This window comes from Gordonia sp. WA4-43 (assembly GCF_020520305.1).
Taxonomy (GTDB): Bacteria; Actinomycetota; Actinomycetes; order Mycobacteriales; family Mycobacteriaceae; genus Gordonia; species Gordonia hongkongensis.
Genome location: NZ_CP084736.1, coordinates 3258361 through 3272498, shown reverse-complemented (window position 1 = coordinate 3272498; position 14138 = coordinate 3258361). Strand labels below are relative to the sequence as shown.

The 14138-nt window shown below is 66.5% G+C and carries 13 protein-coding genes, 2 tRNA genes and 1 pseudogene; 3 read left to right on the top strand and 13 right to left on the bottom strand.

Going from position 1 to position 14138, the window contains the following annotated elements; genetic code table 11:
- Window positions 1-37 precede the first annotated feature (37 nt).
- The 5 genes and pseudogenes from LEL84_RS14585 to rpmB form a co-directional block, all read right to left on the bottom strand.
- Window positions 38-1256, bottom strand: a pseudogene (locus LEL84_RS14585) (IS110 family transposase).
- Window positions 1257-1667: 411 nt separating this feature from the next.
- Window positions 1668-1931: a 30S ribosomal protein S18 gene (gene rpsR, locus LEL84_RS14580; RefSeq protein WP_226512005.1), complete on the bottom strand. Its 264-nt coding sequence runs from the start codon at window positions 1929-1931 to the stop codon at window positions 1668-1670.
- Between the two features lie 28 nt (window positions 1932-1959).
- Window positions 1960-2265 (bottom strand): 30S ribosomal protein S14, encoded by a 306-nt coding sequence (gene rpsN / locus LEL84_RS14575; protein WP_058253005.1) that lies wholly within the window; start codon window positions 2263-2265, stop codon window positions 1960-1962.
- Window positions 2265-2429, bottom strand: a complete 165-nt coding sequence (rpmG, locus tag LEL84_RS14570) for a 50S ribosomal protein L33 (RefSeq protein ID WP_226512004.1) — start codon at window positions 2427-2429, stop codon at window positions 2265-2267. The genes rpsN and rpmG overlap by 1 nt, the downstream gene beginning before the upstream one ends.
- Window positions 2429-2665, bottom strand: a complete 237-nt coding sequence (rpmB, locus tag LEL84_RS14565; protein ID WP_226512003.1) for a 50S ribosomal protein L28 — start codon at window positions 2663-2665, stop codon at window positions 2429-2431. Before rpmB ends, rpmG begins: the two co-directional genes overlap by 1 nt.
- Window positions 2666-2769: 104 nt before the next feature.
- On the opposite strand from rpmB, the gene mrf reads away from it, so the two are divergent.
- On the top strand, window positions 2770-4119 hold the full coding sequence (gene mrf / locus LEL84_RS14560; protein WP_226512002.1) for a ribosome hibernation factor-recruiting GTPase MRF: 1350 nt from the start codon (window positions 2770-2772) through the stop codon (window positions 4117-4119).
- Between the two features lie 36 nt (window positions 4120-4155).
- The gene (locus LEL84_RS14555) at window positions 4156-4413 is read left to right on the top strand and encodes a type B 50S ribosomal protein L31 (protein ID WP_078114061.1); all 258 of its coding nucleotides are present in this window, start codon (window positions 4156-4158) and stop codon (window positions 4411-4413) included.
- 19 nt (window positions 4414-4432) lie between these two features.
- Here LEL84_RS14555 and LEL84_RS14550 read toward each other — a convergent pair whose 3' ends face one another.
- Both LEL84_RS14550 and LEL84_RS14545 read right to left on the bottom strand, forming a co-directional pair.
- Window positions 4433-5710, bottom strand: coding sequence for a serine/threonine-protein kinase (locus LEL84_RS14550; protein WP_078114060.1), 1278 nt, complete (start codon window positions 5708-5710; stop codon window positions 4433-4435).
- A gap of 67 nt (window positions 5711-5777) precedes the next feature.
- On the bottom strand, window positions 5778-6347 hold the full coding sequence (locus LEL84_RS14545; protein ID WP_068970739.1) for a TetR/AcrR family transcriptional regulator: 570 nt from the start codon (window positions 6345-6347) through the stop codon (window positions 5778-5780).
- A gap of 74 nt (window positions 6348-6421) precedes the next feature.
- Here LEL84_RS14545 and LEL84_RS14540 point away from each other — a divergent pair, with 74 nt between their 5' ends.
- Window positions 6422-6988 (top strand): dihydrofolate reductase family protein, encoded by a 567-nt coding sequence (locus LEL84_RS14540; RefSeq protein ID WP_068970740.1) that lies wholly within the window; start codon window positions 6422-6424, stop codon window positions 6986-6988.
- A gap of 8 nt (window positions 6989-6996) precedes the next feature.
- On the opposite strand, the gene LEL84_RS14535 is transcribed toward LEL84_RS14540, so the two are convergent.
- From LEL84_RS14535 to gyrB, 6 genes are all read right to left on the bottom strand, one after another.
- The gene (locus tag LEL84_RS14535) at window positions 6997-7929 is read right to left on the bottom strand and encodes a saccharopine dehydrogenase (protein WP_068970741.1); all 933 of its coding nucleotides are present in this window, start codon (window positions 7927-7929) and stop codon (window positions 6997-6999) included.
- A 175-nt stretch (window positions 7930-8104) separates the two neighbouring features.
- Window positions 8105-8180, bottom strand: a tRNA-Ala gene (locus tag LEL84_RS14530).
- A 61-nt stretch (window positions 8181-8241) separates the two neighbouring features.
- Window positions 8242-8315: transfer RNA gene (locus tag LEL84_RS14525), tRNA-Ile, on the bottom strand.
- Window positions 8316-8381: 66 nt separating this feature from the next.
- Complete coding sequence (locus LEL84_RS14520) at window positions 8382-9272, bottom strand: DUF3566 domain-containing protein (RefSeq protein ID WP_058253052.1); 891 nt, start codon at window positions 9270-9272, stop codon at window positions 8382-8384.
- A gap of 118 nt (window positions 9273-9390) precedes the next feature.
- Window positions 9391-11880, bottom strand: coding sequence for a DNA gyrase subunit A (gene gyrA / locus LEL84_RS14515; protein WP_058252999.1), 2490 nt, complete (start codon window positions 11878-11880; stop codon window positions 9391-9393).
- A 44-nt stretch (window positions 11881-11924) separates the two neighbouring features.
- Window positions 11925-13991, bottom strand: coding sequence for a DNA topoisomerase (ATP-hydrolyzing) subunit B (gene gyrB / locus LEL84_RS14510; RefSeq protein ID WP_068970742.1), 2067 nt, complete (start codon window positions 13989-13991; stop codon window positions 11925-11927).
- Window positions 13992-14138 lie beyond the last annotated feature (147 nt).

Sequence of the window (14138 nt, the reverse complement as noted above, 5' to 3'; positions counted from 1 at the left end):
GAAGCGAGCCACGAAGACATCCCAGGGGTGCAAGGTGTCAAGCGGCGAGGTTGGCGCGGTGGTTCCAGGCGGTGTGTTCGTTGTAGAGGGTGCGGTGTTTGAGGCAGCCGTGGAGGATGCCGATGAGCCGGTTGGCGAGCGCACGCAAGGCTTGGGGGTGGGACTTCTTCTGATCTCGCAGGCTGTCGTAGTAGACGCGGGCGCCGGGACTGCCGGTCAGCGCGCTTTGCGCCATCGCCATGGCGGCGGCGTTGAGGCGGGTGTTGCGGATATGGCGGGCCAGCACGACGTGCCCTTTGCCTGAGGCGATGGTCCGTGGTGAGGTGCCGGCATAGTTTCTGCGAGACTTGGCGGTGGCATAGCGTTCGGGGTCGTCCCCGAACTCGCCAAGCATCCGGGCGCCGGTGATGTCACCGACTCCGGGCATGGACAGGTAGATCTCGGCGTCGGCGATGCGCTCTAAAAGACTGGGCCATACTGGTTTCCAGTTGATCAATTTGGGTGTTGAGCGTCGTCAGCATGTTCACCGTCACGGTCACGGTCGCCGCATACGCTGCGGTAAGTGCCTCCGGTGCGCTCAGATGACCGCCCCCACGCAGGGCCTGCTGGATCTCGCGGGCACGGGTATCGGTATTGCGTTGGCGGCCACCCTGTTTCAGAGCTGATCGGATCGCCGCGACCGTCAGTGCCGCTCCCTGTCGTGGGGTGGGAGCGCGACGCAACACCGCCAGGCAGTCTTTGTGGGCGAGGTCGCCGCCGAAGGCATCGACCGCGGCCGGATAGTAGGCGCCCAGTTGAGCGCGCAACACGTTCTGTTGTGCTGAGCGCGCCCACACCAGATTCTGATGCGTACGGGCCATCACCGTGATCGCCTTGACCTCGACGGTGTCGGCGGCGACCAATCGATGATTGTGCCGGTCGGTCCGCACCAGATCAGCCAGCGTTTTCGCGTCAGCCTTATCGGATTTGGTGCCCCCGACATGGTGGCGGTCGCGGTACCGCGACACCGACAACGGGTTGATCGCATACACCTGATAGCCCGCGGCGACCAGGGCGGCGACCCACATGCCGTGATCGGTTTCGATCCCCACCACCACCTCAGAGGGGTCGTGGGCGAACCGGGCGAGCAGGTCATGCATCGCCGTCACGCCGGCCGCGTTCTCGGGTAGTCGGCGGGTGGCCAGGGTGGTGCCGTGTTCATCCATCACGCACACGTCGTGATGATCCGACGCCCAGTCGTTGCCCACACAGATCATGTCGGTCGTTCACCTCGTCTTCGGTCGTCTCGATCGATCGTCGGTATGAACCTTGGGGTGATCACCCTTGACGCGGCCTAATGGATCAGTGCTCACCCCACATGGTTCAGGGGGCACGACATCCCAGAAGCGTTCTAGCGGGTGATCCTTACCCGGCCGGGCCACGGTCTTCGTGTAGAAATCCGACACCGTTTCAGGGTCTCGGAGTGGTCACCGGCCGGGAAGGCTCACACAAACCAGCATCCCCTGCAGGACGCCGATCCACCCCCATTAGGGTCTCGCAAGGCGTCTCACCAGGCCCTTCGTGGCTCGTCGCTTGCGCTCCTCGCACCTCAGGGACCAGTGGGTGAGTAGTTCTCTCGGATCAGCGAGCGGTGAGGGGCGCTCCGCTCGCACCTCCGAGCGCAATTGTCAGTGCCGAGAGTCGTACGGCAGCAACGCCATTTCGCGTGCGTTGCGGATCGCGGTGGCTACCTGGCGCTGCTCCTGCGGGTTCAGCCCCGTGAGGCGTCGGCTGCGGATTCTGCCCTTGTCGGACAGGAACTGCCGCAGCAGCGCGACATCCTTGTAGTCCAAGGGATTACGACCGTCGACCCGCACGCCTTGTGCGATGAGCAGGTTCCGCTTGCGCTTCGCCGGCACTTCCTCGCGCTGACGTTGTCTTCTGTTGGCCATCACTGTTCCTCGTTCTCGTGGGTCCGGATCACCAGCTGGACTTCTGGATTCCGGGTAGTTCGCCGCGGTGCGCGAGTTCGCGGAACCGCACGCGCGACAGGCCCGCCTTGCCGATGTACCCGCGGGGCCGGCCGTCGACGGCATCCCGGTTGCGCAGTCGAGTCGGACTTGCGTTGCGCGGCAGCCGTTGTAGGCGTCGTAGCGCTTCCGAACGCTCCTCGGGCGTCGAACTGGCTGCAACGCTCGCGCGCTTCAGTTCGGCGCGGAGGTCGGCATACCGCGCGACGACCTCGCGGCGCTGTTCGTTACGGACGATCTTGGACTTCTTGGCCATCAGCGGTCCTCTCGGAAGTCGACGTGGGCGCGGGCGATGGGGTCGTACTTGCGCAGCACCATCCGGTCGGCATCGTTGCGGCGGTTCTTCCGGGTCACATAGGTGTATCCGGTCCCGGCGGTGGAACGCAGTTTCACGATGGGCCGGATCTCGTTGCGCGCCATCAGACCTTCTCCCCTCGGGCACGGATCTTGCGCAGCACCGACTCGATGCCGTGCTTGTCGATCGTCGAGATCCCCTTGGCGCTCACGCGCAGCGTCATGTACCGCCCCTCGCTGGGCACGTAGTAGCGGCGGCGCTGGATGTTCGGGTCCCACCGGCGCGACGTCCGCTTGTGCGAATGCGACACCTGCTTGCCGAAGCCGGGTACCCGACCGGTGACCTGGCACCTCTTGGACATGCTGCCTCCTGTTCTTATCGACAATGATTGGCATTAACTGTGCGGCCACGGTACCGTCGTCGAAGCACAAATGGAAATCATTCTCAATAGAACGGAGTAGAGTCGTGCTCGACGATCGATCCGCGAACCACCCGCAGGACGCCCCGGGCGACCAACGGACCCCGGTCGTGCTGGTCACCGGGCTCGACGCGTCGTCGATCCACCGGGTGGGCGACGCGTTGGAGTGCGGCGGCGTCGGCAGCGTCCAGGTCCACCACGACCTGACACAGGTCGAGGACGGCCGCGTCGTCCGGACCCTCAGCTGGCGGGGCCCCGACGGTCGCAGCCACCATGACGTTTGCATCGTGGAACTGGCCCACGGTTGCATCTCGTGCACCCTGCGCGAAGATCTGCTCCCTCTGTTGCGGCGGCTGCATCGTCGACCGTCGGTGAACCGGATCGTCCTCACCCTCGATCCCGTCCTCGAACCCGAGCAGGTCGCCTGGTCGATCGAGAACGTCATCGTCTCGGACGTGCCGGGGTTCGACGACGCCCCGGCGGCCGCCGACGTCCGCGTCGATCTCACCGTTGCCTGTGTGGCCGAGGATGATTGGCTGACCTCGGCGACCGGCGATCTCTCACTCGCCGAAGGTGGGCACGTCGCACTCGACGACGACCGCACCCTTGCCCAGGTGGCGGTCGGTCAGGTCGCTTTTGCCGACGCGCTGGTGGTCGCGGCATGCGACCCGACCGTCCGCGACGCCTGGGCGTCCGCGCGACTCGTCGCCGTCCTCAAACGGCTCGCGCCGAACGTCCCGATGATGTTCGAGTTGCCGCAGCGCCCGATCACACCCGTCCTCGCCGAACAACTGCTCGCCGCGGTACCGCCCCGTTCACGTCGCGGACGCATCGACGGTCCACACGACCCTCTCCTGGCGGGCGAGCCGCCACTGGAATCCGACTGCGGGGTCACGTGGGTCGAGTTCCACAGCGATCGACCGCTGCACCCGGGTCGCTTTCACGAGGCGATCGACGCCCTCCTCGACGGGGTCGTCTGTGCCCGCGGGCGACTCTGGATCGCCACCCAACCCGACGAGGCGCTCTGGCTCGAGTCGGCCGGCGGCGGACTCCGCGTCGCGCACGGCGGTCCCTGGCTCGCCTCGATGACCGACGACGAACTCGTGCAGGTACCCGACGAGCGACGGGCTCTCGGTGCACTGCGCTGGGACGAGACCTTCGGCGATCGGCACACCTCGCTCGTCGCGCTCGTCCACCAGGGCGACCCCACGAAGATCGAGGAGGCCCTCCGCGGCGCCTGCCTGAACGAGGTCGAATTCGCTGCCGGACAACAGTTCTGGTCGACCTTCGACGATCCCTTCGGGCAGTTCCACGCCGACCCGTGCGATGACCTCGACGTCGGCGAGTCGACCGTGGACGCGATCCCCGGCGTCGACGCTGATCCCCGGAACAACTGACCCGCACCGACCCGCATCTCACCGGAAAGGACCCACATGAAGAAGGGCATCCACCCCGATTACCACCCCGTCGTCATCCGCGACGGTTCGACGGGCAAGGAGTTCCTCACCCGATCGACGGCGACATCGTCGACGACCGTCACCTGGTCCGACGGCAACGAGTACCCGCTCATCACCGTCGATGTCACCAGCGACTCGCATCCGTTCTACACCGGGGTCAACACCATCACCGACGTCGCCGGCCGGGTCGAGAAGTTCCGCCGGCGCTACGCGCACCTGAACAAGGACGACTGAGGGACGTCGATGGGCGACGTCAGTTCTTGTCGTCCTTCGGTTTTCCGTTCCCCTTGTTCTCGCTCTTGCCACCACCGCCGTTGCCACCACCGCTGTTGCCCCGCCCGTTTCCGCCGCTTCCGGCCGGTCCCTCCTCGGTCTGGGGGGTGTCGATCTCCGTCGCGCCGGTCGGCAGAGGGATCGGCGCGGGCGCGTCGATCGTGCTCGGCGGTGGAGTCGGCCGTGATTCGGTGGTCGAGGACTCGGCGGCCGGCAGGGAGGTCGGGGTCGCCGGAACTGGGGTGTCGTCGTCGGATCCGGTGGCGATGACGACGACGGCGACGAGAAGGGCGGTCAGAAGAGCGGCGGCGCCGCCCAGCACCGCGATCGACGTTCGACGTCGGGAGCGGTTCGGCCCTTCCGGAAGCGAAGCCGTCCCCGAGGCGGTGCGAGTTGGCGGGGACGGTGGCGGCATCGGCGCCGTGAGCCGACTCGTCCCGTCCGGGCCCATGTGGTCGCCATGCCCGGCCAGCGCCGCGCTCATCGCCGCAGCACTCGGAAACGGCACGGTGTCACCCGGACGCATGGCCCGGTCGATCGTCTCGCGCAGTGCCGGCGCGACATCCGGACGGATGTCGGCCAGCAGTGGCGGCGGCGCGTGCAGGATCGCGTGCGCGACGGCGGCAGGGTTGTCGTGGTCGTACGCGCGGCGACCCGTCAGAGCCTCATATGCGACGACCGCAGCCGCGTAGAGATCGTCGGCCGGTGTCGCCGCCCGGCCCAACACGCGACCGGGACTGAGGTAACAGATGGTTCCGACCACTTCTCCCGTCGCCGTGTGCGCCATCCCGGCCGTCTTGGCGATGCCGAGATCGGCAACCTTCACCCGGTCGCCGGACATCAGCAAGTTCGCGGGTTTGATGTCGCGGTGCAGCACCCCGGCGGAATGGGCGGCGTACAGGGCGGCCAGGACGTCCTCGAGGATCGCGGCGACGCGGTGGGGCGGCAACGGCCCGCCGGCCATGAGATCGCCGACCGTTGTGCCACTCAGCCGTTCCATCACGATGTACGGCGTTCCGTCGTGCTCGCCGAAATCGTGGACGGCGACGATGTTGGGGTGGTTGAGCGCGGCGGCCGCCCGCGCCTCTGCGATGAACCGGTCACGTGCGACCGTCGGGGTCTCCGGCTCTGAGCGCAGTAGCTTGATGGCGACCGACCGGTGGAGTCGCCGGTCCCACCCGTCGTGGACCACCGCCATGCCACCGCGTCCGAGAACTCCCCGGATCTCGTAGCGTCCGTCGAGCAGGTCTCGGTCCACCTGTTCACGGTAGCGGGTGCCATTCCCGGCCATCGTCGACCCGGAGCCGGAGTCGGACGGCGTGATCTCAGCCCGGCAGCAACCCGTCGACCAGCGCGTCGACGATGTCGTCGACAGGCACATCCGGGAGCAGCGGACCGGTCAGCTGGTCCAGCAGGAGGCCGTCGACGGCGTAGTGGAAGAGGGCGATCTCCCGTGCCGACCCCGGTAAGCCCGCTTGTTCGTTGAACGCCACGTCCCCGGCGAAACCGGTCCGACGCCATTCGCCGATGATCTCCGCGACCTCAGGGCGTCGAATTCCTTCCAACCGGAGTTCGATCAGTGCGATGGTGACAGTCCGGTTTGCCATCAGACGCTCGACGATGTTGCGGAGATACTCGGCGAAGAGCTCCCGCGTCGGTGTGCGTCCGGCCCGCTCAGCGATGAACTCGTCGCTCGGTGCCAGTCGCTCGTAGATGCGCTCCACCAATCCGGTGAGAAGTGCTGAGCGAGAACGGAAGTAGTTCGTCGTCGTACCGAGGGGCACGCCGGCCGCCCGGTCCACCGCGCGGTGGGTGAGCCCCCGCGCGCCGGCGTCGGCGAGCACTTCGAGACCCGCGTCGGCCAGCGCACGTCGGCGGTCATCGTTGCGGGCCATGAGAAAACGATAGCGCAACCACTACATGTGCTGTAGTTTCTCAACCACTACATCTGAAGTGATTGGGGAACAGCATGCGTGAACTCGTGTACTACGTGGCCGTGAGTCTCGACGGGTATATCGCCGGACCGGACGGCCAGTTCGACGCCTTTCTGATGGAGGGCGATCACATGGACGGCATCAACGAGCGGTTCGCCGACACCATCCCGACCGACTACGCCGCCGCACTCGGGATCGACCAGAGCACAGGGATGTTCGACACCGTCCTGATGGGAGCCGGTACCTATGCCGCCGGGTTGCCTGAGGTGACGAGTCCGTATCGTCACCTCGACCAGTACGTCTTCACCCATCAACAACGCGAACAGGTCGACGGCGTGACGTTCACCGACCGCGACCCGGTCGAGCTGGTGCGTGAGCTCAAACAGCGCAAGGGAAAAAACATCTGGCTCTGCGGAGGCGGCGACCTCGCGAATCAGCTGGCCGACGAGATCGACCGGTTCGTCCTCAAACGTCAGCCGGTGATGTTCGGGAGCGGCATTCCGCTGATGGCGCCCGGCCGGTACGCGCCCAGGAGGTTTCGACGCGTCAGCGCACACGACTTCGACACCGGCGTGTCGATCGTCGAATACGCCGCAGCGTAGGAGCGGACCTACCTCAGCACCGTGAGCGCGTCGTCGAGTGAGACCAGGTCGGCCATCGTCACTATTCTCTTGGCGCCATGGAGTTCCGTCGCGGCGCGGATGGCGGCCAGCGCCGTCAGTTGGCCCGTGGCGTCGGACTGCCCCGTCCCGGAGGCCTCCCGACGCTCACCGGTGCGCCGATTCTCGGCGATGACGTGCCAGGCATCGGAACCAAGGGGAGGCGCCCACGTCAGCGTGCTGCGCAACGCCGGCACCCGCCCGATCAGGCCGAGTGCCGCGGTCATCGGGGCCGAGCTGAGAGTGAGATACGACCGGACCACGCCGGGTCTGTCGCCGAGAAGGACATGGTCGGGGAAGTCCGCGCGTAGGTAGCGCCGGGTCCGGCCGTCGGGTCCGGTCGCTTGCCGGCTTTCCCGGAGATTCCGCACCGGCCGAGTCTCCGGCGGGCAGTGGACGTCGGAGCCGACCAGTCCGACGGTCCACGCGACCGCGGCGGGACCGTGTTTCTCACCCGCGCCGAGCATCACGAACACGTCGAGGTCGTCGCCGGAGCGAGAGTCGAGTGCGGCGGTGAGGATGGTGCTGAGCCCGGGCGCGAGGCCTGCCCCCAGGACGACGGGTCCGGTGGCGGTGGCGCGTAGTCGGTCGAGATAGGCGCCGGAGGCCGAGATGTCGACCAGCGGCGTCTGCACGATCGCGGCTCCCAGCTCCGGGCGTTCGATGCCGGAGGCGTTGACGACGACATCGTGTTCGGCAGCGAGTTCGCGCAGGGTCGCGAGGTCGGCCCGCAGATCGATCCGGGCGTCCCCGCGCGCCGTGCGGCTCGTCACGGTCACGACGTGACCGTCCTGCTCGAGTTCGCGGGCAACGACGGTGCCCACCGCACCCCGCCCACCGAGAAGGAGGACCCGTGGGTTCGCGTGCTCGTTCGATTCGTTCATCCTCACCCAGTTCGTCGATACCGACTGCCGAGGACCATCCTCGCGGACAGCCGTCTCGTTCAACGGTGATCCTCGCGTACGCGTCGCACCTGGGGTCGGGGCTGGCACACCCGGCCGCGGAAACACGAAAGGCGACGAGGGCTCGTCGAGCCGCTGCGTCGCCTTCGAGGTGAAGTGGTGGAGCCTAGGAGATTCGAACTCCTGACATCTGCCTTGCAAAGGCAGCGCTCTACCAACTGAGCTAAGGCCCCGTGCCGTCCCGATCGGTTCGGCGGGATGCGAGATTCCGATGTCCGAAAACATCTGTCGCAGTGGGCCTAGGAGGACTTGAACCTCCGACCTCTTCGTTATCAGCGAAGCGCTCTAACCGCCTGAGCTATAGGCCCTTGAACCGAGGAGTGAGATTACCTGACCGATGCCCCAACAAACAAAACGGCTGGTCAGGCGCTCACTCAATCGAGGTCGGCGAGAGTCACCTCGGCGCCGCCGACGAGGTCGGCACAGATGTTGTAGATGTAGCTGCCGATCGTCGCGAGCGCGGTCAGCAGGATGGCGTTGATGGCGCCCAGAAGCGCCGCGGCGCCGAAGACGGTGCCCGCCCCGATCACGTCGTTACTCGCGGCCGATTCCTCCGCCATGAGCGTTCCGAAGCTGTTGTTCACCTGATCCCACACGCCCATGCCGTCGAGGATGAGGTACAGCACGGCGACGGAAATCATCCAGATGAAGAACCCGACCACCGACAGCACGGCCGCGACCTTGAACGTCGCCCACGGGTCGATCCGACGCACCTGCACCGAGGCGCGCAGCGCGGTCCCGGCGGCGAGTACCTGGCGAGGCGCCGACCGCGGTGCGGAGGGCTTGGATCCCGGCGCCTGTGCCGTCTCGGGTCGCTTCAGGTCCGCCGTGTGGTGGATCTGATCGAGGTCGGGCAGATCGTTCTCCGGAAGGTGTCCGCGGTCGATCGTGCTGGTGGGTGACTCGACGAAGCCGGGTTCCTCGGTCGCCGTCGCCGTACCCGATCGGCGCGGACTCTCCAGCTTGGTCACCGGGGCCTGCTGGCCGCTCATGCTGGCGGCAGCGGTGCCGCTGTTCGTCACGACGCCACGCGGCGGCGGGCCGCCCGGGTTGTTCAGCGGCGGGCCGGCTGGGCCCTCGCCGGTGCTCGGACGCTGGGCGGCGTCGCGGTTGAACGTCTCGGTCGGGGCGGCCGACGGATCGTCGGCCGGCCCCCGCTGCCACGGCGGCACCAGTCCCCCGGTCGGGGTTCCCGTTCCGGGTCCCGCCGGTCCCCCGGCGGGGCGCCCGTTCTGGTCCTGATGCGGCTCGTTCGGTGTGCTCACAGACATTCCCTCACTCAGGCGTTCCTGACGTTGCTCGCTCGGCGCCGGGTCCGAGCCCGCCGTTCCCCGACCCGTCGACTCGCGACGGGTCGAGCAACAGTGGCCTTCACCCTAACGCCTAGGAAGAGACCTCTGTCTCGTCCGGCTCGTCGGCGTTGCGGGCGATGGCGATGACCGTGGTGCCCTCGTCGATGTTCATCAGACGGACACCCTTGGTCTGGCGTCCGGCCTTGCGCACCGATTTCGCCGTGGTGCGGATGACGCCGCCCCCCGAGGTGATGGCGTAGAGCTCGGAGTCGTCGTCGACGATGAGCGCGCCGATCAGTTCACCGCGTCGACGATCGTGGGCGATCGTCAGCACACCCTTGCCGCCGCGACCCTGCACCGGGTAGTCGTCCATACCGGTCCGCTTGGCGTACCCGCCGGACGTGGCGACCAGCAGGTAGGTGCCCTCGCGGACGACGTTCAGTGACAACAGCGTGTCGTCGGTGTTGAACCGCATGCCCTGGACGCCGGAGGTCTGCCGGCCCATCGGCCGCAGGGCTTCGTCGTCGGCGTGGAACCGGATCGACTGTCCCTTCTGCGACACCAGGAGCAGATCGTCGTCGGCGCTGCACAATTGGGCGCCGACCAACTCGTCCTCGCCACGCAGGTTGATCGCCGCGATGCCGCCGGAGCGGTTGGAGTCGAAGTCGACCAGTCGCGACTTCTTCACCAGGCCGTTGCGGGTGGCGAGCACCAGATACGGCGCATCCTCGTAGGTCTTCAGCTGGATGACCTGGGCGATCCGCTCCTCCGGCTGGAAGGCCAGGAGGTTGGCGACATGCTGACCACGGGCGGTGCGGTTCGCCTCGGGCAGCTCGTAGGCCTTGGCGCGGTAGACGCGACCCTTGGTGGTGAAGAACAGGATCCAGTCGTGGGTCGAGCACACGAAGAAATGCTTGACGATGTCGTCCTGCTTGAGCCCGGCACCCTGCACACCCTTGCCGCCGCGACGCTGACTGCGGTACAGGTCGGTCTTGGTGCGCTTGGCGTATCCGGTCTCGGTAATCGTGACGACGACGTCCTCGCGAGCGATCAGATCCTCGTCGCTGACATCGCCGTCGGCCGCGATGATCTTGGTCCGACGCTCGTCACCGTACTTCTCGACGACCTCCTTGAGCTCGTCGCGCACGATGGCGCGCTGACGCTCGGGCCGGTCGAGGATGTCCTTGTAATCGGCGATCTCGAGTTCGATCTCGGCGAGTTCGTCGACGATCTTCTGGCGTTCCAGGGCCGACAGACGGCGCAACTGCATCGCGAGGATGGCATCGGCCTGGATCTCGTCGATGTCGAGGAGGTCGATCAGGCCGGTACGCGCGGTCTCGGTGTTGGCCGAGCGGCGGATCAGCGCGATCACTTCGTCAAGCGCGTCAAGGGCTTTCACCAGACCACGCAGGATGTGGGCGCGCTCCTCGGCCTTGCGCAACCGGTACCGCGTCCGTCGCACGATGACGTCGATCTGATGCGCCACGTAGTAGCGGATCATCTGGTCCAGACGCAGCGTGCGGGGCACGCCGTCGACGATGGACAGCATGTTCGCACCGAAGCTGGTCTGCAGCTGGCTGTGCTTGTACAGGTTGTTCAGGACGACCTTCGCGACGGCGTCGCGACGCAGCGTCACCACGATCCGCATGCCGACGCGGTCCGAGGACTGATCCTCGATCCGGCTGATGCCCTTCAGCTTTCCCTCGTTGACCTGCTCGGCGATCGACTGGATAAGGTTGTCCGGGTTGACCTGGTAGGGCAACTCGGTGACCACCAGCGTGGTGGATCCCTTGTTCTCCTCGATGTCGACGACACTGCGCATCCGGATGCTGCCGCGCCCGGTGGTGTAGGCGTCCTTGATCCCCTGGCTGCCGACGATCAGTCCGGCCGTGGGGAAGTCGGGTCCCTTGATGCACTCCATGCACGCGGCGAGGGTGGTCTCGTCGTCGGCGTCGTGGTTCTCCAGCGCCCAGAACACCGCATCGGCAACCTCGTTGAGGTTGTGCGGGGGCATGTTCGTCGCCATACCGACGGCGATACCGCCGGAACCATTGATCAGCAGGTTCGGGATACGCGACGGCAGGACCGTCGGTTCATTCGTCTTGCCGTCGTAGTTGGGGACGAAATCGACTGTCTCCTCGCCGATGTCGCGCAGCATCTCCATGGCCAGCGGGGTGAGCCGGGCCTCGGTGTAACGCATCGCCGCGGCACCGTCGTTGCCTCGCGAGCCGAAGTTGCCCTGACCGTCGATGAGCGGGTACCGCATCGACCACGGCTGGGCGAGGCGCACCAGGGCGTCGTAGATCGCGGTGTCGCCGTGCGGATGGTAGTTACCCATCGTCTCCGCAACGGGTTTCGCCGATTTGACGTAGCTGCGGTCCGGGCGGAACCCGGCGTCGAAGGACGCGTAGAGGAGGCGGCGGTGCACCGGCTTGAGACCGTCGCGGACCTCGGGGAGCGCACGGCCCACGATGACGCTCATCGCGTAGTCGATGTAGCTCTTCTGCATCTCCTGCCCGAGATCGACGGGCTCGATGCGATCGCCTTCACCGCCGGCGGGCGGCAGGGTGGTGTCAGTCATGTGTGTACTTTCTCCGATCGGAGCGGAATCGCAGGAACCCGCGATCAGACATCGAGGAAGCGAACGTCTTTCGCGTTGCGGGCGATGAAGCTGCGTCGGGCGGCGACGTCCTCACCCATCAGGATGGAGAACAGTTCGTCGGCGGCCGCGGCATCGTCGAGGGTGACCTGGCGCAGGACACGCACGGCCGGGTCCATCGTGGTCTCCCACAGTTCCTTGGCGTTCATCTCACCGAGACCCTTGTACCGCTGGATGCCGTCGTCGGTGTTGATCTTCTTGCCCGCCGCACGACCGGCCTCGAGCAGTCCGTCCCGCTCGCGGTCGGAATAGGCGAACTCCGGAGCCGACTTCTGCCACTTGAGCTTGTACAGCGGCGGCATCGCGAGAAACACGTGACCGTGCTCGATGAGCGGCCGCATGAAGCGGAACAGCAAGGTGAGCAGGAGGGTCGAGATGTGCTGACCATCGACGTCGGCGTCGGCCATCAGCACGATCTTGTGATAGCGGAGCTTGCTGATGTCGAACTCGTCGTGGATGCCCGTGCCGAAGGCGGTGATGATCGACTGGACCTCGGTGTTCTTGAGCACCCGGTCGATTCGCGCCTTCTCGACGTTGATGATCTTGCCGCGCAACGGAAGGATCGCCTGGTACATCGAGTCGCGGCCCGACTTGGCGCTGCCGCCGGCCGAGTCGCCCTCCACGATGTAGACCTCGCACTTGCCGGGATCGTTGCTGCGGCAGTCGGCGAGCTTGCCGGGGAGGCCACCGATGTCGGTGGCGGTCTTGCGGCGCACCAGATCGCGGGCGTTGCGCGCTGCCATCCGGGCCCGCTGCGACTCGACGATCTTCTTGATGATCGTCTTCGCCTCGGCCGGGTTGGCCTCCAGCCAGTGTCCGAGGTGTTCACTGCAGACGCGCTGGACGAATCCCTTGACCTCGGTGTTGCCCAGCTTGGTCTTGGTCTGGCCCTCGAACTGCGGATCCCCGACCTTCACCGAGATCACTGCGGCGAGGCCCTCGCGGATGTCGTCACCCGAGAGGCGGTCTTCCTTCTTGTCCTTGATGAGCTTCTTGTCCACCGCGTACTTGTTCACGGTGAGGGTCAGCGCGGCGCGGAACCCCTCTTCGTGGGTACCACCCTCGTGGGTGTTGATGGTGTTGGCGAAGGTGTGGACCGATTCGGAATAACCTGCGTTCCACTGCATCGCGACCTCGACCTCGTGGCCGGTGCCCTGGCCGGTGAAGCCGACGACGGTGGTGTGGATCGACTGCTTGGTCCGGTTGAGGTGCTTGATGTAGTCGACGAGCCCGTCGGGGTAGTGATAGGTACGGGTCTTCGGCTTGGCCGCGGCGGCGGCCTTCTCTTCCTCGGACTTCACCACCTCGGCGGCCTCGGTGGTGCCGCTCTCCTCGTCACCGTCGGCGTCACCCGGCGGCTCGATGGCCTGCGGGCGCTGATCGGTCAGCGTGATGGTGAGGCCCTTGTTCAGGAAGGCCATCTCCTGCAGACGACGCGCCACGGTTTCGGCGTTGAATCGTGTGGTCTCGGTGAAGATCTCGGGGTCCGGCCAGAACCGCACCGTGGTGCCGGTCTTGCGCGTCGGGGTCCCCTTCTCGAGGGCGCCGGGTGTCGCGTAGGTGTAGGTCTGCTCCCAGTTGAATCCGTCGTTCTGGATCTCCAGCTCCACCTTGGTGGACAACGCGTTGACCACCGAGATGCCGACGCCGTGCAGACCACCGGACACCGCGTAGGCGTCGGAGTCGAACTTGCCTCCGGCGTGCAGCTGGGTCATGACGACCTCGACCGTCGGCACGCCCGTGCGGTGCATGCCGGTCGGGATGCCGCGGCCGTCGTCGACGACCTGGACACCGCCGTCGGCCAGGAGGGTCACGTCGACGCGCGAGGCGAAGCCGGCCATCGCCTCGTCGACCGAGTTGTCGACGACCTCCCAGATCAGGTGGTGCAGCCCTCGCTCACCGGTGGATCCGATGTACATGCCGGGCCGTTTGCGGACGGCTTCCAGACCTTCGAGGATGTTGATCGAATCGGCGCCATACTCTGACGGCTTCTTCTTGTTCTTCTTCGGTCCGGTGTCGTTGGTGTCGGCCACGAGGTGCGTCCGCTCCTGTTCTGCTCATCGACGGATCAGGTGGTCTCCGGATCCGTCGTCGATCCTTCTCGACGGGGCACACGGCGGTTGCGCGCACAGGAATACCCGGTGGGTACATCCGGGTAGCCTGGAGGCGCTGTCTGTCTG